The sequence below is a fragment of the Ruminococcus gauvreauii genome (assembly GCF_025151995.1).
GTDB lineage: Bacteria > Bacillota > Clostridia > Lachnospirales > Lachnospiraceae > Ruminococcus_G > Ruminococcus_G gauvreauii.
In genome coordinates, this window is record NZ_CP102290.1 from 1,327,049 (window position 1) to 1,348,711 (window position 21,663).

Consider the following 21,663-nt stretch of genomic DNA (forward strand, 5'->3'; position numbering starts at 1 on the left):
TTACAGGTCTGCCAGTCCGATTCCAAACGTAATATTTCCGGTGTATGCAACATTGTACTCATATCTCCCGGCGATAACCGGCATGATCGTATACTGTTTGGTCTCGCTTCCCGTAAATGCCGCTACTTCTTTTCCATTTGCCTGGTCCTTATCGCCTGTGGTCTCGATCACTTCTCCGGATTCCGGAATGATCTGATAGCGGATCGATGTATTCATGCCCGTGGGGCTGTCCGCCGCATTGCATTCCAGAACCATCTGATTTCTGTACGCCTGTGTTCCTGCGATGGTCACAGATATCTTCTGGCCCTCCGGAAGATTCTCTACGTCTTCTGCCGTCACATCCACGACAGCCCCGTCATTTCCCATGGAAACAGTACCCGGGATGGTCACGGTGTAAGCAGGATCTGCCGTAAGTGTAGCGGTCAGTTCCTGTGTCGTCTCTTCTGCAAATGCAGTCAAAGGCATTGCCATACACACCGCCCCTGCGGTTAAGATAGCCAACATTCTTTTTTTCATGGTGTTTTCCTCCCTGTGGTTCGATTTGTTATTTTCTGTCTGACACTGTTTACTCTATCCTTTATCTTCCATTTGCACTATCAACGGTGTGTAAAATGTTCGTAAGCTTATTCTAAGAATTTGATAAAGTGAACGGGCAAAGAAAAAGAGACCCCGGTTCAACCGTTGTCTCGATTCGCACTCTTCTCATAGATGCTGATGCTTCCCTTATTCTTTTTCGCATCATACAATGCCTGGTCTGCATATTCCACCAGACACTCCGCCGGCAGCCCGGTCTCATAGACCGCGATGCCAAAACTGGCCGTCACTCCCCGGATACCCTCCACATCCGAGATTTTTCTCAGTTCTGCCTGAATCCCCCTGCATATCTCTGCAACTTCCCCGGATGTCTTATTTTTAAACAGAATGCAGAATTCATCTCCGCCAAACCTGAACGCGGGATTGTCCTGACAGTATTGAATCAGTATATCAGCCATTTTTTTCAGAACATTGTCACCGCTCATATGCCCCATCGTATCGTTGATCTTCTTAAAGTCATCCACGTCAATCATCACGAAGATAAAACTTTCACTGCTGTTTTCCATAACCTGCAGCTGTTCCTGCAGTGCGGCCCTGTTGTAGAGGGAAGTCAGGTTATCTTTCAGCAGCTCCAGCTCCAGCCGGTAGCGTTCCAGCTCCTTTTTGATACTGGCTTCATTTTTCTGCCTCTCGAAATAGATGATAACCAGTGCAACCGCGTATACGCCGACCAGAATGACCAGAGAGATCAGAAAATTGATCACCTCCATGCTGTCCATCAGGATACTGACCTTATCCGGGTCCCAGAAGATCAGCAGCTCACCTGCCACCTCCGCCGCCATACTGATCACTGCCGCCGCCGTAGTAAGACGGTAATCTCCGTAGACTGTCGTCAGCATGATCGGAATTCCAAACAACATATACAGAGCCGTAAAGATATTGTGCGCGGAAAACAGAATAAAACAGATGGCAATCAGACACATAGAGACTGCAAAACGCTTCAGGATTCTGTTCTCCCTGTATTTGTGAACCAAGAAATACATAACTCCGACAACAGCAAAATTCAACGCTGTTGGAACTGCGATGTACTTGAGTATATACACCGGCACTGTGGCTGTAACCACATGCATGCCGTGAAGTACGAAAAACATCACCAGTTCAATCCCAAACGATGCAATTGCCGAACACAGATTGATCTTCTTATGTATTTCCAGCCACTGGTCTTCAATTTTGGCATACTCTTCTCTTATCTGTACGATATATCGGTTCTGCATATTTTCTCATCCGCCTTCAACACTGAAATTTCGTACTTCATGATACCACAGTTTCCTGCCTCTGGTCATCAGGATAACGCCTTCTGGCTCTTCCACAAAAAGATAAGATACAAAATCCCCGCAACGATCTGAACAATTGCAACCACAAGCGCCAGAAGCGCCGCTCCGATATTGATAAGCGGAATATATATTAACATCTTACAGATCAGCATCACGATGGTGCACACAGCATAAAGTATCCAGATCACTCTCGCCTGACTGACCAGTCCGGCGTAAAAACTGTTTAAAAAATCTGAGGCTGTGGTACTGCAAATGTAGTACACCGACAGGAAACTCAAAACACTGATCGCCGCACTCAAGACACCCGCTATTACTCCCTCTTTAAAGAAGATGCTTACGACAGTTATCACAAGACTTATGATATTAATATTGAATGCCGTCCTGTATCCCGGCGCAGCCGTCGAAAGTGTATACAGCGCGTACAGGTTCAGTGCCGCAGCGACGATGCCAACCAGCGGCACCCATGAAAACAGTGCAATGATCGCCGCCCAAAAAAGCAGCTTCAGGCCCTTAGCAGCCTGTTCTCTTGAAAAGTTCATTCTGGTATTCTCCCCTCATCGAATAAAATTAGTCGGTGTCCACGGTTCCCGTTCCGGAACTCCGTCAGCGTTTCTCTGCTGTTCCACGGCTTTCAGCATCCATGCCATATTTCTTCCCAGCGTGCGCATGATCTGCAGTCCTTCTCTGTCCTGCTTCACCTCCTGGGGTGTATTCCCATGCACGGCATTCCAGTACTGGGATGCCACAACCGGCATCTCCGCTATGGTAAAATATTTATTGAGCCGGTCAAATGACGCACTTGCCCCGCCTCTTCTCGCACTCAGGACTGCGGCTGCCGGTTTAAACCGGAACGCACTGCCGGCAGCATAAAAGATACGGTCAAGAACTGCGCAGAATGCACCGTTCGGTCCGGCATAGTATACCGGTGACCCCGCGATCAGCCCGTCGGCCTCTTTGATCTTGTCAATCCAGAGATTCGCGACATCGTCGTCAAATGTACAGCGTCCCGTTTTGGAACAGGCGCCGCAGGCGATGCATCCGCGTACCGGCCTGGTCCCCAGCTGAAGAATCTCCGTATCAATTCCCTGATCTTCCAGCACACGCGCCGCTTCCGACAGCGCCGTATACGTACATCCGTCCTTGTGCGGACTGCCGTTCAAGAGAACTACTTTCATCATATTCCTCCTTTTGCATTGGTGTTTACCTGATTTTGTCTCTATCATTTTACATCATCAGGTAAGCTTATGCAATGCATCCACAGGAATATTGCATCATCCGGTGTGCCTGAGCGCTTCGATCGGATGTTTTCCGGCCGCTTTCTTCGCCGGATAGATTCCAAACAATACGCCGATCACAGCGGAAAATCCTACCGCAAGCCAGACCACGCCGGACTGCAGCTGAAAGCTCATGGAGTCCATGACCATACCCGCAATCTTCAGAATCACCCAGGACAGCCCGATACCGATCATACATCCCATCAGGCTGACCACCAGCGCCTCGATCAGAAACTGAAGCATGATGTTCCACGATCTCGCGCCTATCGCCTTTCTGATGCCGATCTCACGTGTGCGCTCCGTGACAGAGACCAGCATGATGTTCATGATTCCGATTCCCCCTACCAGCAGCGAGATCGCAGCGATTCCTCCAAGCATCATCGACATGGTATCCGTGACGCTGCTCATCGTCTCCATCAGTGTTGACTGGTTTTGTATCGTAAATGCGTCTTCATCCTGTCCAAACCTGTTCATCATCAGCTCTGTCAGCGTTGCTTCGGCAGCATCCAGAGTCTCTTCACTCACCGCAGAGGCGCAAAAACTGGTGACGTAAAGCACATTATCCGCCATACGCGTGAGCGTCGTGTAGGGAATGTATGCCTCGAGCACCGGGGAAGACGAACTCATCGAGTTCATTCCGGATGTATCTTCAGCGAGCACCCCTACGACCTCAAAGCTGCGGCCGTCAAGCGCTACCGTTTCACCGACGGCGTCGGCACGCCCGATGAGTTCTATGGCAGCATCATAGCTCAGTATCACCACATAGGAATGGTTGTCAACATCCGGACTTTTCAGAAACCGTCCGTACCCAAGTTTCAGTCCCATGATGTCCAGATAATCGCCTGTTGTCCCATATACAGTCGTTGTCTCACTCGTGTAGCCGCTTTTCCCCGTCATGCTGCTCTGTGCTGTCGGAGCCGCCGCCGCAATATCGTCATTGTCCGTAAAATCCTGCAGTTCTGAAAGGCGCAGGGGATTTTCCTTGTCATCCGTGATGCTCACCCGCAGCAGATTCGTCCCCATATCAGAGATGGAATCCGTCACGGACGTAGTCGCGCCGTTCACGATAGACACCAGCACGACCAGTGACATGACACCGATGATGATGCCGAGCATCGTCAGAAAGGAACGCATTTTATTCGATGTGATGGCACTCCACGCCATCTTCAGTGACTGAAATATCATACCGCTTCCCCCTACATTCCCGGCGCCCCGCCGCCCGGACCGCCTCCTGAGTCACCGGAAGGCCTCCCGCCTCCCCCATCCGGCATTGCACCGCCTTCGAACATCATCACGCCGCCATCCGGCACCATGATACTGTCCTCTGACTCTGAACTTCCTGTCTTATGATAATAAACGGTATCGCCTTCCGACAGACCGCTGGTGATCTCAACATTCTCGCCGTCTGACAATCCGGTTTCCACCTCTGTCTCGCCGCTTAGCTGCCCGGTCTCTTCATTCTTCTGTGTATAGACGAACGTTCTGCCGCCCTGTTCCTGCAGTGCATTCAGCGGAATCGTGATAATATCCTCTTTACTCTCGATCGTGATCGTCGCCGAGGCGTTCATTCCCGCCCGCATGTTCTCATCCTTTGCCAGTTCTATCTTCACTGCATACCTGGCGACGCCTCCGCTGACACTTGCACTGTCTGAGATTTCGGTGATCTTACCGGTATACGACTGTCCTTCCAGTGCGTCAAATGTGATTTCGGCATCCTGTCCGACCGCAACAGACAGAATATCCAGTTCATCCACATTCACAGAGAGCAGCATCTTATCTCCCGATGCAATGGAAAATGCCTGTGTGTGGTTGGCATCAATACTCCCGGCGCCGGAACCGGATTCCGATTCGGACCCTGACGCTGTACTTCCAGTTACTCCACTGTCCGCTGATACACTCCCTGCCGTCACACTCCCTGCCGAACCGGAATCGGACACCTGACCTGATATATTTCCGTCCAAATTGGCATCTGCGGTTCCGCCTGCACTCCCGGTATCGCTGTTGCCGCCTGCATTGCCTTCCGTCCCCGCACCGCTGGTACTCTCCGATTCATTTCCGGTATCCGTTTTGTTCCCGTTGCTCTGTCCTGACTCGGGCTCTGAATGGCTCTGTTTATCTACCGTAAGTCTAAACGTCAGCTGATTTCCTTCACCCTCCCCGCTTACACTGCACTCCGATACTGTGCCGCCATTGATCACAGGCTGAATGTCAGCGGCAAACGCGTATCCGTTGTTTGCTGTAAGGCACACGTCCGCTGTATAATGTTCCTCTGTTTCTGACCAGTTTACGGTTCCTGCATACCGTGTCATATCGATGGACTTTTCCATGGGATCTCCGGTACGCGGAATCTGCAGTGACAAATCCCGGCAGTCACTGATGAGTTCCGCCTCCTGTGCGCTGTCATTGCCGCTGTCTTCATCTGCATCCGGGGTCAGCACCCCGGCTGAGCCATCCAGGCTGCCTTCAGATAATTCCGCCGCTTCCTCCGCCTGTACATTCTCTGTACTGTTCAGATACAGAAACCCACCGGCTGTCTTTGCCGCAAAGCCTGCCGCCGTACCCGTCACGCCGCCGCTGTTTCCGGTGCTGCTGTTCCCGGTACTGCTTCCGGCACTGCTGTCCGAATTGCTTTTTGACGTTGTATCATCTTTGGATGTTAAGCTTACCGACTGGACTGTACCTGCCTGCTGTGCAGTGATCGTATAGGTTTCTGTCAGCGCCTTCAGCTCCTCCAGAAATGCTTCGCCCTCTTCTTTCTCAGCAGCCAGCGCCTTATATTCATAGGAACCGGAATCTTCCTCCGCCGCATCCTCGATATCATCTCCCAGTGAATCCAGTTTCTCCTGCGTCTCTACAATCATATTAAGCAGTGATGCCCTGTTAATGACTGCGAGGCTGTCCCCGGCCTGCACCTCATCACCCGTCTCCACCAGGATCTCGTCATATTCCAGACCTGCCGGAACCTTCTGTGTGTCGCCTGCGTCTTCCTCCAGATTTCCCGTCCCCACAACCGTATTGGAAATACTGCCTTTCCGCGCAGCTGTCTCCTGTGCAGTTACGGTCAGCTGCATCGCCGCAGCACGTCCGCCCCTCAGCAGCAGGAAACCAATGCCCGCCCCAGCCAGCACAATCACTATTATGATGCCCGTTCCAATCTTCTTTTTTGAGATTTTTCTTAATCCGCTTCCTTTCATCTCCGCCTCCGTGCATTGCATTTATATGCATTATTTTGTTTTAGGATAGCTGAGATTTGTGTTCATTTTGTGGTCACGCTGTGAAAGAAATGCGAAAATCCCGCAGGAGTGATACTATTTTCTGTTATAGTTAATCAGGCATCCCTTCAGAATGATCTCACGTTCATCATCGGTCAGGTCACCCAGTTGCATGGTAAATTCTTTCATGGAATCGCTGGCATTATATGCTTTGATCTCCCCGGCCTTTTCTTCCACTGCCTTCTTGATATCCGGAACAAACAGATAGTCTCCGTTCGCAAACGGCAGCTCGCCCTCCGGAATCAGAAATGGAAGCATACCCCAGTTGATCAGATTTGAGCGATATCTCTTTGTTGCATATTCATTCGCAATATTTGCCCAACCGCCCAGCACTTTCTGGCATGACGCCGCCTGCTCACGCGCAGATCCGTCGCCCGGCTTCACTGCAAAGATCGTACTTCCGATTCCGGTATTATCCGGTGACACATTGCCAAAGGAATCCTTCACCGTTTCCATGACCGGTGCGAGCTCAGCCAGAGCAGTACACGGATCCTGACCGTCTGTCCTTGCCTTCTCTGCGGCCTGCACTTCCTTTGCACGTCCCACGTACGCCGGATCTTTTCTTGACAGCGTAAACTCCGCGAGTCCGAGAGGATTCGAGCGGTAGGATGAAGTCTCCCCGGAAGGAATCAGTTCATCCGTGGTTGTGACCGGATCATGGATCTCAGAAACCACTTTCAGCACGATGTTGTCTGTCAGTGCAGACATCGCCGGCCAGTCCTTGATGTTCGGACCGAACTGAATCTCAACAGAAGGATCCGCCACGCCCTTGCTGTCAAACACCCGGTTCTCGTAGATCGAACTTTCAAAATGATACACCGGATTTGTGTACTCTCCGGCAAAATCCGTCGCCGGTGTCAGATATCCTTTATTTGCCGCAGTTGCCGCAATCGAACGTGCATCCATCAGTGCAACGGAAGAAATCTGTCCGTTCTGAATCTTAGAGCCTTCGCGGTTCGGGAAGTTTCTCGTAGAATGACGAATACTCAGCGCATTATTTGCCGGAGTATCCCCGGCACCGAAGCACGGTCCGCAAAATGCCGTCTTCACAACTGCACCTGTCGCCATCAGATCTGCCAGAACGCCGTTTTTTGCAATCTCCATATAAATCGGTGTACTTGCCGGGTATACGCTTAATGTAAAGGCATCCGAACCGATACCTGAACCCCTTAAGATATCGGCCGCGGCACAGATATTCTCAAATCCGCCGCCGGCACAGCCTGCGATGATTCCCTGCTCCACATAGAGTTTTCCGTCTCTTACTTTATCCTTCAGGGAGAAGTCAACCTTACCGTCAAGGCTTACAAGAGCTTTCTTCTCGACATCATCCAGAATATCCATCAGGTTCGCATTCAGTTCATCTATTGTATAGGTATTGCTCGGATGGAACGGCATAGCGATCATCGGCTTCACTTTATCCAGTTCAACATGAATGATGCCGTCATAATACGTGACAGCCCCCGGATTCAGCTCTTTGTAATCGCCGCCTCTTCCGTGAATCTCATAGAACTCTTTGATCTTATCGTCTGTTCTCCAGATAGAGGACAGGCACGTCGTCTCTGTCGTCATGACATCCACACCGATTCTGAAGTCCGCACTCAAGTTGGCAACGCCGGGTCCCACGAATTCCATCACTTTATTTTTTACATAACCGTTAGCAAAGACGGCTCCGATGATCGCAAGCGCAACGTCCTGCGGACCTACGCCCGGCACCGGCGCTCCCGTCATGTAAACGCCGATCACACCCGGCATATCGATGTCATATGTCTGCTCCAGCAGCTGCTTTACAAGTTCCGGTCCCCCTTCACCCATCGCCATGGTTCCGAGTGCTCCGTAGCGTGTATGGCTGTCAGAACCCAGGATCATGCCGCCGCCGCATGCGAGCATCTCGCGTGCGAACTGATGGATGACTGCCTGATGGGGCGGCACATAGACACCGCCGTATTTTTTCGCACATGTCAGTCCGAACATGTGGTCATCCTCATTGATGGTTCCGCCGACTGCACACAGAGAGTTATGACAGTTGGTCAGTACGTACGGTACCGGAAATTTCTCCAGTCCCGAAGCCCTCGCCGTCTGAATAATCCCAACAAAGGTGATGTCATGTGAGGTCAGCTTGTCAAACTTTACCTGAAGCTTTTCCATATTGCCTGATGTATTGTGATCAGCCAGAATCCCATAGGCAATGGTATTCTTTGCGGCTTCCTCTTTTGAAGGTGCGCTCCCCAGTTTACTCTGCAAAACCGCCTGTGCATCCGGTGTATCCGCCACGAGTTCTGTTCCGTTCAGCAGATAGGCGCCGGTTTCATATAATTGAATCATTGATTTATCCTCCTGTTCTATATATCCGCATGATAAAAATCTTGTAACATTATAGCATTAACCTGCTCAAAAGAAAAGCCCTTCCGGGACAAACTTCCCCGGAAGGGCATCTGAAAACTTCCTTATTCTGCTGTCTCCTGCACCTGTTCCGGTTCCGGTGCGAACGTCATGTCAAACGCCACTGTCACCTTAAACAGATCGCCGTCCAGATAGATGTCAAACTTGCCATGCTGAAGTTCTGTCAGATTCTTCGCGATGGACAGCCCAAGCCCGCTCCCCTCGGTGCTGCGGCTTTCATCCCCCCGCGTGAATCTCTCCGTCAGCTCATCCGCACTGATATTGAGCGGATATTCTGATATATTCTTGAAGGTCATCACCGCCTTGCCGTTTTTCTCCTGAAGGTCAATGTACACCCTGGTATTCGGCATCGCATATTTTGCAATATTGTTCAGCAGGTTCTCAAAGATTCTCCAAAGTTGTCTTCCGTCCGCCATGATCACGATCGGCTCTTCCACCTGATTCAGAATCGTCTGCAGACCTTTAGCCGAGAGCTTTTCGTCAAACTCCCCATATGCCTGCTGGAGCAGCTGCTGTACCTGTATCCTCGTCATATGGAGCTCAACGTTCCCCGTGCTCACCTTACTTGCCTCAACCAGATCATCTGTCAGCTGTTTCAGACGCTGTGATTTTGCATCCAGCACCTCGATGTATCCTCTGACCTTGCTGTCCTGGAGATTTTCCCGCTTCAGAAGGTCCACATAATTAATAATGGAGGTCAGCGGAGTCTTGATGTCATGCGAAACATTCGTGATCAGTTCCGCCTTCATGCGTTCATTTTTCATGGATTTCTCCATCGCATTCTGAAGTCCGTCTCCCACACGGTTGACGTGTTCCGCCATCTCTTTGTTTTCGCCCTGGAGTGTGGTAACGTCAATCTTATAGTCCAGGTCGCCTTCCGCGATATGGACAAGTCCTTCTTTGATCGTCTGCCTTCCTGCGCCTTCCTTGATCAGATACAGCAGCACCAGGGCGTCTCCGATCAGTGCTATAAATACCCCGAACCCCATGAACGCTGTGATCACGATGACATGTGCCAGCAAAAGCCCGGCAAACGCTATGATGATCTTCCCGGATGTCTTGCGGGCATCATAGACTTTTTTGCTCATTTTCACGATACTTCTCGTCAGACTGTTCTGCCAGAGTGTTTTGGATTTGAGCCTGCGCACCAGACTTAAATATACTCCCATGAAGAATGATGCACAGATCACCGCGCCCACTGCTGCCAGCACGGAAAGCCACACAGCCTCCCAGCTGTTGCTCCACCCGGCGCTGACGCTTACACCGATGAGCAGACCGCCGAACACACATCCGATCGCAACTGCAATCTCCGTCGGAAGGCGGTCGAATTTGCTGAGTATGATCTCTCCTCCCTTTTCCCTTCTTCCGGTCTGGATCGTGGCTATGATAAAGCAGGCGATCCCGATCAGCAGGGTCAGGATGGCGGAACCCGCCAGGAAATAAAATTTCGGCTGATACGCTGCGAACCACTCCGCATTACTTTTAAAATCATCAGATACGGTGTAGGATGTGTCAAGAGCCACGATCACTTCTTCATTATCCCCCACGACAGGCGTATTCCGGAAAAAATTCTTCATGTATCTCTGCGCCTGTGTCTCTCCCGTTTTAAACGCAACTTTTCCATTGTCACGGGTATAATGCATGAGCGGCGCCCAGTCGCCTTCTGACATGCCGGTCGTTTTCCCTTCCCACTCCTGTACATTCGTGGCGATAGCTCCCGTCTCCGTATCGCGAACGTAATATTTCAGGTTGGTTTCCAGGTCAATATTCCTGCTGCTGAGATAAATACCCAGTCCATCCAGCACCTTGCTCATGTTCTCGTACTTTTGCATCAGGTATAAGACGCTCTGTTCTTTCAGCGCCTGGTCCGCAAGGGATACTCCGGAGGCAGGAAGTTCCACTTCGATTCTCTTTCCCGCATTATACATTTCCCGTAGAATATAATTTTCCTCATCCGTCAGCCGGGTTTCTGCTGTGCCCTCTTCCGATGCGGCTTCCGACACATCGCCTATATAGTATCCATTTTCATCATAATACTCTTCACCGTAATAATCCGTATCATAGTAATATCCCCAGTTGGATAAAATATCTGAAAACCCCATGCTGTTTTCGTTGACCTGATTCAGAATATTTCTCAGCTGTCCCACCGTATAGGTTGTGTTTTTATCCATTTTCCCGGCGTCTGTCCTGCCGGGGTCTGAGATATCTATTTTCTTATTTTCATTATATTCGCCGTCCGTCTCAAACCAGGGCTTATACTTGACATGCTGCGTATTCTGATGCAGTTCCTGCGCCGCGTCCATGCCGCATCCTGAAGTCTCCTCGTAGCTTGAACGTCCCGTCAGGTCATCAAAGCTGCCGACCGTATTCATCACATACCCCGCCAGGACAACCGAAATCACAAACCCTGCCACACACAGCATCTGCAGCGTCAGAGTTGTCATCTTGGCGAACTTCGAATAGAAATGGAATTTTGTTTCATGTTCCATTATTTACACTCCTCTCATAATTGCCTAAAGCTTTTCTATTTTGTAACCGACACCCCACACCACTTTCAGATAGCGTGGTTCTTTTGGATTGATCTCTATCTTTTCACGGATATGGCGGATATGGACCGCCACCGTATTGTCCGCGGCGATTGCCTCTTCCTGCCAGATATTCTCATAGATCTGCTCGATGGAGAATACTCTTCCCTGATTTTTCATAAGAAGCAGCAGGATATTGTATTCGATCGGCGTTAGTTTTACAGGTTCATCATCCACCGTAACCTCTTTCCGTTCATCATTGATCGCAAGACCGCCCGTACGGTATACATTATCCGTCTCCTGTATGTTCCCCAGTTTAGTGTACCTTCGCAGCTGAGACTTTGCTCTCGCCACGAGCTCAAGCGGATTGAATGGCTTTGTCACATAATCATCAGCGCCCATGTTCAGTCCCAGGATCTTATCCGTATCCTCCGACTTCGCGGACAGCATAATGATCGGTATGTTGCTCTCCTCCCTGATCTTTAAAGTGGCGCGGATCCCATCCATCCTCGGCATCATGATATCCAGAATCAGAAGGTGTATCTCCTCCTTCTTCATGATAGTAAGCGCCTGTATTCCGTCATATGCCTTGAGGATTCGATACCCTTCCTGCGACAGATAGATCTCAATCGCATCTACTATTTCTTTATCATCATCACAAACTAATACGTTTAACATCACTTCACCTCTTCTCCCTCGTTCAAAGGGCTGTATCAATTCTCTCTGAACTTCAGTATAGCTTAACCACTTCCGCTTTTCTATACTATAACAGTCATTTCTTTACTTTTCGTTTTGAAAAATCTTAAGAACTCCTTAATTATTCATCCTGTCAGACAGCTTGCAGGATGCACAACTTTTTCTGCCCCTGCATATACTGAAACACGAGGTGATCATCATGAACAAATCATTGTACCGCTCTTTTATCTGTGGCGCCGTATTTGTCGCCATAACCGGAACCCTGCTGCATTTCGTATACGGCTGGACCGGCAGCAATCCGATCGCAGGCCTGTTCTCACCGGTCAGCGAATCTACCTGGGAGCACATGAAGCTATTGTTCTTTCCAATGCTTTTAAGCTCTCTGTTTATTGCACACAGGCAAAGCCAGGCATACCCTTGTGTACTCTCCGGTCTGCTGGCCGGAACGATCATCGGATGCCTTCTGATTCCCGTCATCTTCTATACATATTCGGGGATACTGGGCTTTAACCTGCTGGCGCTTGATATCGCGACCTTTCTTGTAAGTGTCATCGCTGCATTTATGATTGCATACCGGCTGACAAAAAGCTGCAGGGTTCAACCATACCAAAACGTATTGATTATTATTACCTTAATGTTAACCCTTGCTTTCTTTATCTTTACGTTTTTCCCTCCTGATATCGGATTATTTATATCTCCGGTATAATTCCCGGCATTTACCCGTTGCCTTTCTCCCCGCTTTGGTCTATGATGCTGATAGGCGCAAAAACACAGGGAGGTAACACGTATGTTCAGAATGTGGGTAAAACAATGGAAGAATAACCGCATGGTTTTGGATACCGTAATTGAAGACGATTCAGACGACACGAGGACGCACAAGATCCTGAACGGTGTAGTCAAAGCCTGCGATGACTGGGATCTTGGCAAGCCCATCTGGCTGGATTCCAATATTCAGGAATTTCAGCGTCTCGGAAAAACCCGTTTTTATCAGGATAACTTTATTGAGAGTATTGATTTTGATCATCTGGAGATTCAGATCATCGAAGAATAGAAAGACAGTGGAACCGCCCGGTTTATTCCTGCGGTTCCACTGTCTTTATTACCGGTAGGTAAAATCATTATTTTTGACAAATGACGGACGATTGCTGTCCATACTTGCCTCAACCAGTGTATCGGACATTACGTCATAGACGAAACTCTTGTAAATCTTATCGCCGTTTCCTACGTAGCAGTTGATATAACCCTCCTCGCTGTTCAGTGAAAACGTCCCGGCGCAGTATTCAAATGCCGTCTCTGTCACCCCGATTCCCAGTCCATTTCCGTTGCCCGGCACGACACTGTAGTACCGATAGCGGTAAATTCCGTCCTCCTTCCAGAATTCCAGGATATCCGGGTACGTGGGATCTGAGTCATCCACCCACTTTCCTCTCAGCTCCTCAAAGTAACAGGGGCTTTCCATATACACCCATGATGAGGACATCGGCTGCACATCGCCTTTCGCCGCGATTCTTTGATTCTCCTCGAATTTTTCAACGGCACGCTCCTGTCTTTTTTTCAGTTCGCTCCGGTGGATCAGCTCGATATTCTCCTGCTCGGTTTCACTCAGAGCAGAATCTTCATACGCAGCCGAAGGCTGATACCAGCTCTGTTGTTCAAAATATTCTTTCATATCCGGGCTGTCGAAGATAAATCCATGTCTTGCCATGATCTCATTTCTTGCAGTCCTCAGCTCCTCGGCGGACAAACCCGAAAGTTCCCGTTCGGAAATCTTTTTATCGCCGCTGTCCTTCAGTACATACACAGACTCTGCAAACGCTGCCGCCGGTGTCATCATCACAACTGCCATCACTGCCAGTATCCCTCTTGCCATTTTCTTTTTCATCATCTTATCCTCCTTCTCAACTTCAGCTTTAGCTTAACTTTAACTTAATATTATCTTATCATCCGTTTTCGCAAATTTGTTTTAACAGTTCAGGACGGCGCGGAAATTGGTGCAGAAAGCTGCGTCAAGCTTGCTTGTAAGTCACTTTCTGCACCAATTTCCACATCGGATGAACATCCGATGCTTCTTGACCGGAAAAGCCGGTCAAGAAGATGCGCCGTCCTAACCAGTTACCATTTTTAATCCTGCGCAATAGAAAAGGCCCCTGACCGTACCCTTTTCTGATACGGCCAAAGGCCTGTGTTATGAGTCCCGGACTTCCTCCGTTTCTCCTGTATTCAGCTGAATTTGATTACCACTTGTTATAGCTTAAGATCTCGTCCAGAGGCTTCCGTGCTTTTTTGCGCGGCGCTCCCTCTTTCGCCGGATATCCGACTGTAATGATCAGCCGGACCACCCTGTCCTTTGGAATGCCGAGTGCACGGTGCACCTTTTCCTGACTCAGCGTACCGATCATACACGTGCCCAATCCCATCGACGCCGCTTCATAGCACAGCCCCATGGCTGCCATGCCGATATCCATCTGTGCAAAGTGCTGAGACCCGTAGCGTTCTCCCACTCCCGGCATCAGATGTGCTTCGTCCTCACAGATAACAATGAAACTGGGAACACGGTCGCCCCAGGGGCAGCCGGTAAGGCCGTCGTCGTCAAAGGCCTCGATCAGTTTTCCCCGCGGACCCGGTTCGTCCACGATGATAAAACGCCATGGCTGCGCATTGCAGCCGCTTGGTGACATACGTGCCACATCCACCAGATGTGTCAGCACATCACGCGGTACAGGTTTCTCGCTGTAGACCCGGCAGCTCTCTCTTTTTAGCTGCAGAGCCTCAAAATCCATCTTATAATCTTCCATATTTTCTACAACCGCTTCAGCAGTTCCTCCCTTTCTTTTTCGAATCCGGGCTTGCCAAGAAGCGCGAACATGTTCTTCTTGTAGCTCTCCACGCCAGGCTGATTAAACGGATTGACACCCAGGATATATCCGCTCACGCCGCAGGCGAATTCGAAGAAATAAAACAGCTGTCCGAGATAATACTCGTCCTGTTTCGGGATATGCACCATCAGGTTCGGTACACTGCCGTCGGTATGTGCCAGAATCGTACCGTTCATGGCACTTTTATTTATAAAATCAACCGTCTGTCCAGCCAGGTAGTTCAGGCCGTCCAGGTCTACCGGTTCTTCCTTCATCTTAATTTCACAACGGGATTCTTCCACATCCAAAACAGTTTCGAACATGATTCTCGCACCGTCCTGGATAAACTGCCCCATTGAATGTAAGTCCGTAGTCAGATCCACTGCCGCCGGGAAAATACCCTTCTGGTCTTTCCCTTCGCTCTCACCATACAGCTGCTTCCACCACTCAGACACATAGTGCAGGCTCGGCTCATAATTTGCCAGTACCTCCACCGTTTTTCCTTTTCTAAGGAGAATGTTGCGGATGGCTGCATATTGCAGTGCATCGTTATTTTCAAATGGCTCTTCCAGTGATAATGTTCTCTGGTCCGCCGCGCCCTGCATCAACAGGTCGATATCCGCCCCGCTGACTGCTATCGGCAGCAGGCCTACCGCTGTCAGTACAGAAAATCTTCCGCCGACGTCATCCGGAACGATAAAGCTCTCATAGCCTTCTTCCGTCGCCAGGTTCTTAAGGGCCCCTCTGGCTTTGTCAGTCGTCGCGTAAATCCTCTTAGCCGCTTCCTCTTTCCCGTACTTACGTTCCAAAATTTCCTTGAACACCCGGAAGGCGATCGCCGGTTCCGTGGTCGTCCCCGACTTGGAAATCATATTAATAGAGAAATCCCGATCCCCGACCACATCGATCAGGCCCTGGATATAATTGCTGCTGATATTATTACCTACAAAATAAATTTCCGGAGTTTTGCGGGCTTCTTTTGACAGGTTATTATAGAAACCATGTCTTAAAAATTCAATCGCCGCTCTCGCCCCCAGATAAGAGCCGCCGATTCCGATAACAAGAAGTACGTCAGAGTCACTTTGAATCTTAGCCGCTGATTCTTTGATGCGGGCAAATTCCACTTTGTCATATGCCACCGGCAAATCAATCCATCCCAGAAAATCATTGCCCTGTCCAGACTTGTCAACCAACACTTTTCCCGCAGCCTGGGCGATTCCCTTCATGGACTGTAACTCATGGTCACCAATAAAATCCACTGCTTTTCGATAATCAACTGTAACTTTTTTTCCCATATGCACGTACCCCTTTTCCTATCAGTTTCTCCTGTATTTCATACTTTACAGTTTATCAGAATAAAGCCTTCGAATCAAGTCAAATACTCTTTTATTACCTCCCGCATAATGTTTTCTTCCTCCGGTGTCAGAAGATGTGAAAACTTGGAGGAACTGGCTGCCGTCTGGCGGATCCCCTCGGTAACCTGTGCTGCCAGGCTATCCTTGTCCTCCTGTACGGCTGCTGTTATTACTTCCTGCTGTTCAGACACTTCCGACTGATTCTCCATATAATCAGTCAGTCCGTCCAGCAGCATATCTTCCTTCTGTCCAAAACAGAGAAACGGACGGAGAAGAAGGAGTATCAGTGAAGACAGCACTCCTGCAAGCAGGTATTGATAGCGTGCCATCTGGGAATAATCATAAATATACGTTCCATATAACCCAATGCCCATCAGTATGATACATGCGAGGCCGCAGTAACCGCTCCAGCGTTTCAGCTGGTAAATAAAAACTCCGAAGCTTTTGCCCCTGTTCAGCTGTGTGCGGATAAACGCTTCTGCATTCTGTATCTTTTGATGTTTCATAACCCGTATCTGATAGTTCTTTATGAATTCTTTCATCCACTTGCCTTTCGGCGATTCCATCTTGTCCATATCACGGATCGTCCTGCCGAAAAAGGCGTTGACCATCAGCATCCATACCGTCCCCAGGACCGTAAGCGCTGCAATCGCATAAAACAATGTGTTATTCTGCATCATACTATTTAACATAATTCGTTACCCCCTTTTTTTGGACCGAAACTCCTGCTTCGGTATCGTCATTATATAGCAGCCGGGGGATTTTGGAAACAAAAATCGTTCGACTTTTTCATGCAAAAATCGTAGTCGTCAGATTTCTACAGATTTCGCACCATGTGCACGACAAGACGCACTCCATTTTCAATCGCATGTCTTTCAAAAGTCGGATAATCCATGACTGCGCTGTTATCCGCCTTGTCAGATATCGAACGAATCACCACATACGGCACCTGGTTCAGATACGCCGCCTGTCCGATCGCGGCTCCTTCCATCTCAGTGCAGTACCCGCCGAAATTGGTAGTGATACTGTCTTTGACTCCGGCATCCGCGATAAACTGGTCACCGCTCACCACTCTGCCTCTGAAGACACCGAGATCCGGGTTTACCTCCCGGCAGGATGCCTCCGCCTGTCTGATCAGATTCTCATCCGCCGGAAATGACAGCACTTCCATTCTAGGAATCTGTCCCACTGCATATCCAAATGCCCTTGCATCCACGTCATGCTGCAGCGTATCGGTGGAAATCACAATATCACCGATATTGATCTCCTGTCTCAGGGACCCTGCGATCCCCGTATTGACTACGGCATCTACATGATAGTCATCTGCCAGAATCTGTGTGCAGACAGCCGCATTGACCTTGCCGATACCGGAACGCACGACAACGACGTCCTTCCCCTCAAGCGTTCCTGCATGAAACTCCATAGAAGCCTTGACAGCCACCGTTACATCCTTCATCAGTTCTTTTAATTTTATGATTTCTTCGTCCATTGCTCCGATAATGCCTATCTTATTCATTGTTGTTTCTCTCCCTTTCATATATGTGATGCCGGTTCTTCCTGCCTCATTATAGCAAAGACATTCCTCCAATGGAATATTCCTGTAGCATCTTTTTTTATTCTTTGCTATAATACCATATAAGCACAGATCAAAAAGCTCAAGTTAACATAATTTCAAGCTGTAAGGGAGGAATTAAGTATGGTATATAAAACAAAAGGTGTCTGTTCTTCATCGATCCAATTCGAGGTTGAAAACGGAAAAGTATTCAATGTACAGTTTCAGGGCGGCTGCAACGGGAACACAAAGGGACTCGCTTCTCTGGTAGAAGGGATGGAAGTATCTGAAGTCATCAGCCGGCTGGAAGGCATCCGGTGCGGCTTCAAGCAGACCTCATGTCCTGACCAGCTCGCAAAAGCGCTGAAGGCTACCCTGTAAAATCTGATACCCACAGCAGCACAATCACCGGTGCGGCTGTGGGTATTTCTTCTTATACTATAGGTTAACGCTTAACGGGGGTCACCGGTCCCACTTATCACAGAGGGAATTAATCTGCCCGGTGAACTTGGCAAGATCTTTATTTGCCCCGCCCTCATTATGGCGAATCACCGTCATCAGCCGCTGACCGGCAGCCACAAGCCGTTCATATACGGACGAAGGTTTCACTGCCTTCACCCTCTTCTTCTTCTCAACTCCCTGAGTCTCCAGCACGCAGGTGTTCGTCTTCAAGTCGTATACAGTCCCGCTGAACGGCGCCATGCTTGGAATCCCAAGCTCATCATGCAGCCTCTTCGCAAAGACATCACATACTATATCATCACCGTGATTCACAAACATCATCTTCGGCACCTTTTTGTATGCCCCTGCCCATCTGAGCAGCCCGTTCACGTCGGCATGGCCGCTGATTCCCGGCAGCATGCGGATATCAGCCTGAACGATGATCTCTTCACCAAACAGTTTTACCGTATCCACACCTTCGAGCAGAATCCTTCCCAGCGTTCCAACCGCCTGATAGCCGACAAACAGAATCGTGCACTCTTTCCTCCAGAGATTATGCTTCAGGTGATGCTTAATGCGCCCCGCATCGCACATCCCGCTCGCCGAGATAATGACTTTTCGGTCTTCATCCGCATTGATCGCTCTCGACTCATTCGTACCGACAGACAGCCTGAGCCCCGGAAAGCTGATCGGGTTCACCCCCTCGTTCAGGATAGCCCGGGCGATCTCATCATAACACTCCTCATGATGCTCCTGGAAAATATTCGTCGCCTCCACGGCAAGCGGACTGTCGACGTACACCTTAAAGTCTCCATAGCCCTGAACCAGCTTCTGCTGTTTGATCTGTCTGAGAAAATACAGCATCTCCTGGGTTCTTCCCACCGCAAACGACGGAATCACGACGTTGCCGCCTCTATCAAAGGTCTGCTGTATCACATCCGCCAGCATTGTGGTATAATCCTCAACCTTCTCATGAACCCGGTCTCCGTACGTGGATTCGATCACAACGTAATCTGCCTGCTCGATATACTGCGGATTTTTAATGATCGGCTGTTCTTCGTTGCCGATATCCCCTGAGAAGACAATTTTTCTTTTCTCATCTTCCTCCGTCAGCCAGATTTCAATGCTGGAAGACCCCAGCAGATGTCCCGCATCCACGAAGCGTGCCTGAACACCATCCGTGATGTTCACAATCTCCTGGTAGTTGCAGCCAGCGATCAATTCTATCGCCCCCAGCGCATCCTCGAATGTATACGCGGGCACAAACTCCTCTTTTCCACTTCTGCGGCCTTTTCTGTTTCTCCATTCCGCCTCAAACATCTGAATGTGTGCACTGTCCTTCAGCATGATCTCACACAAATCCCTCGTCGCATTCGTGGCATAAATCGTGCCTCGGAACCCCTTTGAGTAAAGCAGCGGAAGGTTACCTGAATGGTCAATATGCGCATGCGTCAATAGAACAAATTCTATATCCGAAGGCGTCACCGGCAGCTCCTGATTCTCATAAACATCCGGTCCCTGCTGCATCCCGCAGTCCACCAGGAACCGGTGTCCGTTCGACTCGACCAGCGTACAGCTTCCGGTAACCTCATGGGTAGCTCCTAAAAAAGTAACTTGCATAGACAAACCCCCTTAGCCGACCCCTTCTTCAAGTCCGGTCAGTATTATAATGTATGCTTTCATTATACCGCCTGTGCGGTGAAAACACAAACGGAAAAGCCCCCTGCACACGGGGCGGTGTACAGGGGGTGAACCTTACATTTAAATATGTTTTTTTTGAGATCCCTCCGATACATAACGCGCCATACCGGTAGCATCTCCAGGATTCCGATTCTCTATTCAGTTGTCTTTTATGGCAGAAAAACAGTACTGTCAGGGAACCCTGTGTTTCGATTATTTTTTTAGTTTCTAAAAATAATAAGTTAACGAGTTACATGGCATCCCCGCCCATCCCTTTATCTTTTGTAATGTAAGAATGATTTTAAGTTATATTGAAGATGGGTGGGATGCCGGATTGCTAAGATTCAGCGAAATACAGGCTTAACCGATGTACTTTGAGCCAGTTACTGTTGAGGTAGTTTCTTTCACGCCTCCCTCTTTCGCCGCATGGATACCTTTCAGGCGGTAGTAATATCCTGTGGGAACCGTCGTTGTAAACGATTTTTCGAACGAAGAAGCGTTTTCTTTGGTATAGCTCCATGACTTGTAACTCGTCCATGAACTTCCATTGGTCGACCTTTCCAGGTAGAGATCTAAATACAGCATGTCACATGTATGGAACGCTTTAACATCTCCATAGATACTTATGGAACCGCCGCCTTTATTTCCTAAACTAACTGAGCCTCTTGCCAGATGTGCTCCGCGCACCAGCACCTGGCTGGTCGCCGACACCTCCGTCTCCGTCTCCGATGTCGTATGATAGCTGGGTACTATGATCTCCTCCAGATCGCTATCGGCGTATACATTGACCATCAGACAGGAAACCGTCATAATACAGCTCAGTAAGGCGGCTGCAAATTTTTTCCATCTCTGCTTTCTCATCTTGTCCCTTCTTTCATTGTATATTTGCGCTCTTACATTACGGCAAGAATACGTAAGAAAGTTTGAAACATTACATCAGTAGCGCATGTTTTCCAACAATTTTTCCAGCACCTCCTCCTCTATTATTCCCTGAAGAATATAATGCGTATTCTTATACATCCACTGCGCACAGTACGCCTTGTCGTCGTTGATTTCATTTTCAAGCATCCATAAATCCACTGTCAGATCCTCGCTTTCCAGTCTGATCGATTTTTTCAAAATGCCGTCGATACTGGTTCCCCTCGTAAAATCACCATTGTTGCCGAACATTTGCAGTGAGATTATATTATCTTCTCCATACTGATAAGAGATCGTAGCAGTCTCCGCCTCCGGATGGACCTCATGGCTCAGGTACTCGAAGCCTTCCGGTATATAAAAGAACAGCGGAACATCAATCTCCAGCTCCTTTTCAATGTCTTCTTTTACCCTATAATCTTTGTCTTCATTAAAAGCAGCATTGCTTTTATTGTTGAATTGAATGCTCACTTTCTTCCCAAAAAACTCCTCAACCTTATTCACCAGGAAGATTCGGTTACCCTGGCTGGTCATAGAAAACCCAAAGATGCCCACCATGCATAAAACCAGCATTGCAGCCAATTGACCAATTTTTCTCGGCATTGACTTTTTCTTTGGTTTCGGATTCTCTTTCTGCTCAGTCTCGATCCCTTCCGTCAAAATAGCGGTGCGCAGTTTCTCTTTATCAACGGGATCTTCTTCCAGCTGAACTTCTTCAATCTCATCCTCTATCTGTTTCGCTTCCTCCAGAAACGATCTCTCCATCTCATCAACTAATGATTTTTGTCTTTTTAACTTCATCAAACCCTAAACTCCTTCACGATTATGGA

Annotated in this window: 20 protein-coding genes; 3 read left to right on the forward strand and 17 right to left on the reverse strand. The window is 49.0% G+C overall.

All coding sequences use genetic code 11. The features are described 5' to 3' along the window. From NQ502_RS06435 to NQ502_RS06475, 9 genes are all read right to left on the reverse strand, one after another. On the reverse strand, positions 1-516 hold the full coding sequence (locus NQ502_RS06435; RefSeq protein WP_028530415.1) for a hypothetical protein: 516 nt from the start codon (positions 514-516) through the stop codon (positions 1-3). Between the two features lie 158 nt (positions 517-674). Beyond that, positions 675-1,808, reverse strand: a complete 1,134-nt coding sequence (locus NQ502_RS06440) for a GGDEF domain-containing protein (RefSeq protein WP_028530414.1) — start codon at positions 1,806-1,808, stop codon at positions 675-677. Positions 1,809-1,876: 68 nt separating this feature from the next. Then, the gene (locus NQ502_RS06445; RefSeq protein WP_028530413.1) at positions 1,877-2,407 is read right to left on the reverse strand and encodes a hypothetical protein; all 531 of its coding nucleotides are present in this window, start codon (positions 2,405-2,407) and stop codon (positions 1,877-1,879) included. Positions 2,408-2,422: 15 nt separating this feature from the next. Beyond that, positions 2,423-3,043: a flavodoxin family protein gene (locus NQ502_RS06450; protein WP_028530412.1), complete on the reverse strand. Its 621-nt coding sequence runs from the start codon at positions 3,041-3,043 to the stop codon at positions 2,423-2,425. Between the two features lie 96 nt (positions 3,044-3,139). Then, a complete protein-coding gene (locus tag NQ502_RS06455) occupies positions 3,140-4,327 on the reverse strand; it encodes an ABC transporter permease (RefSeq protein WP_028530411.1) in 1,188 nt (395 codons plus the stop codon). Between the two features lie 11 nt (positions 4,328-4,338). Further along, entirely contained in the window at positions 4,339-6,336 is a 1,998-nt protein-coding gene (locus NQ502_RS06460; protein WP_028530410.1) for an HlyD family efflux transporter periplasmic adaptor subunit, read from the reverse strand. Between the two features lie 114 nt (positions 6,337-6,450). Beyond that, on the reverse strand, positions 6,451-8,736 hold the full coding sequence (locus tag NQ502_RS06465; RefSeq protein ID WP_028530409.1) for a hydratase: 2,286 nt from the start codon (positions 8,734-8,736) through the stop codon (positions 6,451-6,453). A 122-nt stretch (positions 8,737-8,858) separates the two neighbouring features. Continuing rightward, complete coding sequence (locus NQ502_RS06470) at positions 8,859-11,303, reverse strand: histidine kinase dimerization/phospho-acceptor domain-containing protein (RefSeq protein WP_049898550.1); 2,445 nt, start codon at positions 11,301-11,303, stop codon at positions 8,859-8,861. 24 nt (positions 11,304-11,327) lie between these two features. Further along, entirely contained in the window at positions 11,328-12,017 is a 690-nt protein-coding gene (locus tag NQ502_RS06475; RefSeq protein ID WP_028530408.1) for a response regulator transcription factor, read from the reverse strand. A gap of 217 nt (positions 12,018-12,234) precedes the next feature. Here NQ502_RS06475 and NQ502_RS06480 point away from each other — a divergent pair, with 217 nt between their 5' ends. Together NQ502_RS06480 and NQ502_RS06485 are read left to right on the forward strand one after the other, a co-directional pair. Then, positions 12,235-12,741: a DUF6512 family protein gene (locus tag NQ502_RS06480; protein WP_028530407.1), complete on the forward strand. Its 507-nt coding sequence runs from the start codon at positions 12,235-12,237 to the stop codon at positions 12,739-12,741. A gap of 81 nt (positions 12,742-12,822) precedes the next feature. After that, a complete protein-coding gene (locus tag NQ502_RS06485) occupies positions 12,823-13,086 on the forward strand; it encodes a hypothetical protein (protein WP_028530406.1) in 264 nt (87 codons plus the stop codon). 48 nt (positions 13,087-13,134) lie between these two features. On the opposite strand, the gene NQ502_RS06490 is transcribed toward NQ502_RS06485, so the two are convergent. The 5 genes from NQ502_RS06490 to NQ502_RS06510 all read right to left on the reverse strand — a co-directional run bounded on the left by NQ502_RS06490 (position 13,135) and on the right by NQ502_RS06510 (position 17,761). Then, positions 13,135-13,920, reverse strand: a complete 786-nt coding sequence (locus tag NQ502_RS06490; RefSeq protein ID WP_028530405.1) for a YARHG domain-containing protein — start codon at positions 13,918-13,920, stop codon at positions 13,135-13,137. 349 nt (positions 13,921-14,269) lie between these two features. Then, positions 14,270-14,830, reverse strand: a complete 561-nt coding sequence (locus tag NQ502_RS06495) for a nitroreductase family protein (RefSeq protein WP_242830315.1) — start codon at positions 14,828-14,830, stop codon at positions 14,270-14,272. A gap of 5 nt (positions 14,831-14,835) precedes the next feature. After that, positions 14,836-16,185 (reverse strand): glucose-6-phosphate isomerase, encoded by a 1,350-nt coding sequence (locus tag NQ502_RS06500; RefSeq protein ID WP_028530403.1) that lies wholly within the window; start codon positions 16,183-16,185, stop codon positions 14,836-14,838. A 74-nt stretch (positions 16,186-16,259) separates the two neighbouring features. Further along, positions 16,260-16,937 carry a hypothetical protein gene (locus NQ502_RS06505; protein WP_049898547.1) on the reverse strand — a complete coding sequence of 226 codons (678 nt, stop codon included), beginning with the start codon at positions 16,935-16,937 and terminating at the stop codon, positions 16,260-16,262. A 125-nt stretch (positions 16,938-17,062) separates the two neighbouring features. Then, on the reverse strand, positions 17,063-17,761 hold the full coding sequence (locus NQ502_RS06510; protein WP_028530402.1) for a 5'-methylthioadenosine/adenosylhomocysteine nucleosidase: 699 nt from the start codon (positions 17,759-17,761) through the stop codon (positions 17,063-17,065). 180 nt (positions 17,762-17,941) lie between these two features. On the opposite strand from NQ502_RS06510, the gene NQ502_RS06515 reads away from it, so the two are divergent. After that, the gene (locus NQ502_RS06515) at positions 17,942-18,178 is read left to right on the forward strand and encodes a TIGR03905 family TSCPD domain-containing protein (RefSeq protein WP_028530401.1); all 237 of its coding nucleotides are present in this window, start codon (positions 17,942-17,944) and stop codon (positions 18,176-18,178) included. Positions 18,179-18,259: 81 nt separating this feature from the next. Here the strand turns inward: NQ502_RS06515 and NQ502_RS06520 are convergent, their stop codons facing one another. The 3 genes from NQ502_RS06520 to NQ502_RS06530 all read right to left on the reverse strand — a co-directional run bounded on the left by NQ502_RS06520 (position 18,260) and on the right by NQ502_RS06530 (position 21,634). Continuing rightward, positions 18,260-19,858 (reverse strand): MBL fold metallo-hydrolase, encoded by a 1,599-nt coding sequence (locus NQ502_RS06520; RefSeq protein ID WP_028530400.1) that lies wholly within the window; start codon positions 19,856-19,858, stop codon positions 18,260-18,262. A 420-nt stretch (positions 19,859-20,278) separates the two neighbouring features. Then, positions 20,279-20,779 carry a DUF6147 family protein gene (locus NQ502_RS06525; protein WP_044983688.1) on the reverse strand — a complete coding sequence of 167 codons (501 nt, stop codon included), beginning with the start codon at positions 20,777-20,779 and terminating at the stop codon, positions 20,279-20,281. Positions 20,780-20,854: 75 nt separating this feature from the next. Then, positions 20,855-21,634: a DUF4367 domain-containing protein gene (locus tag NQ502_RS06530; protein WP_028530398.1), complete on the reverse strand. Its 780-nt coding sequence runs from the start codon at positions 21,632-21,634 to the stop codon at positions 20,855-20,857. Between the last annotated feature and the right edge of the window lie 29 nt (positions 21,635-21,663).

Bases quoted from the DNA above. Each gene is read 5' to 3' on its own strand.
- NQ502_RS06505 (WP_049898547.1), bottom strand. From the start codon at position 16,937: ATGTTAAATAGTATGATGCAGAATAACACATTGTTTTATGCGATTGCA.
- NQ502_RS06485 (WP_028530406.1), top strand. From the start codon at position 12,823: ATGTTCAGAATGTGGGTAAAACAATGGAAGAATAACCGCATGGTTTTG.
- NQ502_RS06470 (WP_049898550.1), bottom strand. From the start codon at position 11,303: ATGGAACATGAAACAAAATTCCATTTCTATTCGAAGTTCGCCAAGATG.
- NQ502_RS06520 (WP_028530400.1), bottom strand. From the start codon at position 19,858: ATGCAAGTTACTTTTTTAGGAGCTACCCATGAGGTTACCGGAAGCTGT.
- NQ502_RS06455 (WP_028530411.1), bottom strand. From the start codon at position 4,327: ATGATATTTCAGTCACTGAAGATGGCGTGGAGTGCCATCACATCGAAT.
- NQ502_RS06450 (WP_028530412.1), bottom strand. From the start codon at position 3,043: ATGAAAGTAGTTCTCTTGAACGGCAGTCCGCACAAGGACGGATGTACG.
- NQ502_RS06445 (WP_028530413.1), bottom strand. From the start codon at position 2,407: ATGAACTTTTCAAGAGAACAGGCTGCTAAGGGCCTGAAGCTGCTTTTT.
- NQ502_RS06525 (WP_044983688.1), bottom strand. From the start codon at position 20,779: ATGAGAAAGCAGAGATGGAAAAAATTTGCAGCCGCCTTACTGAGCTGT.
- NQ502_RS06510 (WP_028530402.1), bottom strand. From the start codon at position 17,761: ATGAATAAGATAGGCATTATCGGAGCAATGGACGAAGAAATCATAAAA.
- NQ502_RS06475 (WP_028530408.1), bottom strand. From the start codon at position 12,017: ATGTTAAACGTATTAGTTTGTGATGATGATAAAGAAATAGTAGATGCG.
- NQ502_RS06460 (WP_028530410.1), bottom strand. From the start codon at position 6,336: ATGAAAGGAAGCGGATTAAGAAAAATCTCAAAAAAGAAGATTGGAACG.
- NQ502_RS06465 (WP_028530409.1), bottom strand. From the start codon at position 8,736: ATGATTCAATTATATGAAACCGGCGCCTATCTGCTGAACGGAACAGAA.
- NQ502_RS06495 (WP_242830315.1), bottom strand. From the start codon at position 14,830: ATGGAAGATTATAAGATGGATTTTGAGGCTCTGCAGCTAAAAAGAGAG.
- NQ502_RS06530 (WP_028530398.1), bottom strand. From the start codon at position 21,634: ATGAAGTTAAAAAGACAAAAATCATTAGTTGATGAGATGGAGAGATCG.
- NQ502_RS06500 (WP_028530403.1), bottom strand. From the start codon at position 16,185: ATGGGAAAAAAAGTTACAGTTGATTATCGAAAAGCAGTGGATTTTATT.
- NQ502_RS06440 (WP_028530414.1), bottom strand. From the start codon at position 1,808: ATGCAGAACCGATATATCGTACAGATAAGAGAAGAGTATGCCAAAATT.
- NQ502_RS06435 (WP_028530415.1), bottom strand. From the start codon at position 516: ATGAAAAAAAGAATGTTGGCTATCTTAACCGCAGGGGCGGTGTGTATG.
- NQ502_RS06490 (WP_028530405.1), bottom strand. From the start codon at position 13,920: ATGATGAAAAAGAAAATGGCAAGAGGGATACTGGCAGTGATGGCAGTT.
- NQ502_RS06515 (WP_028530401.1), top strand. From the start codon at position 17,942: ATGGTATATAAAACAAAAGGTGTCTGTTCTTCATCGATCCAATTCGAG.
- NQ502_RS06480 (WP_028530407.1), top strand. From the start codon at position 12,235: ATGAACAAATCATTGTACCGCTCTTTTATCTGTGGCGCCGTATTTGTC.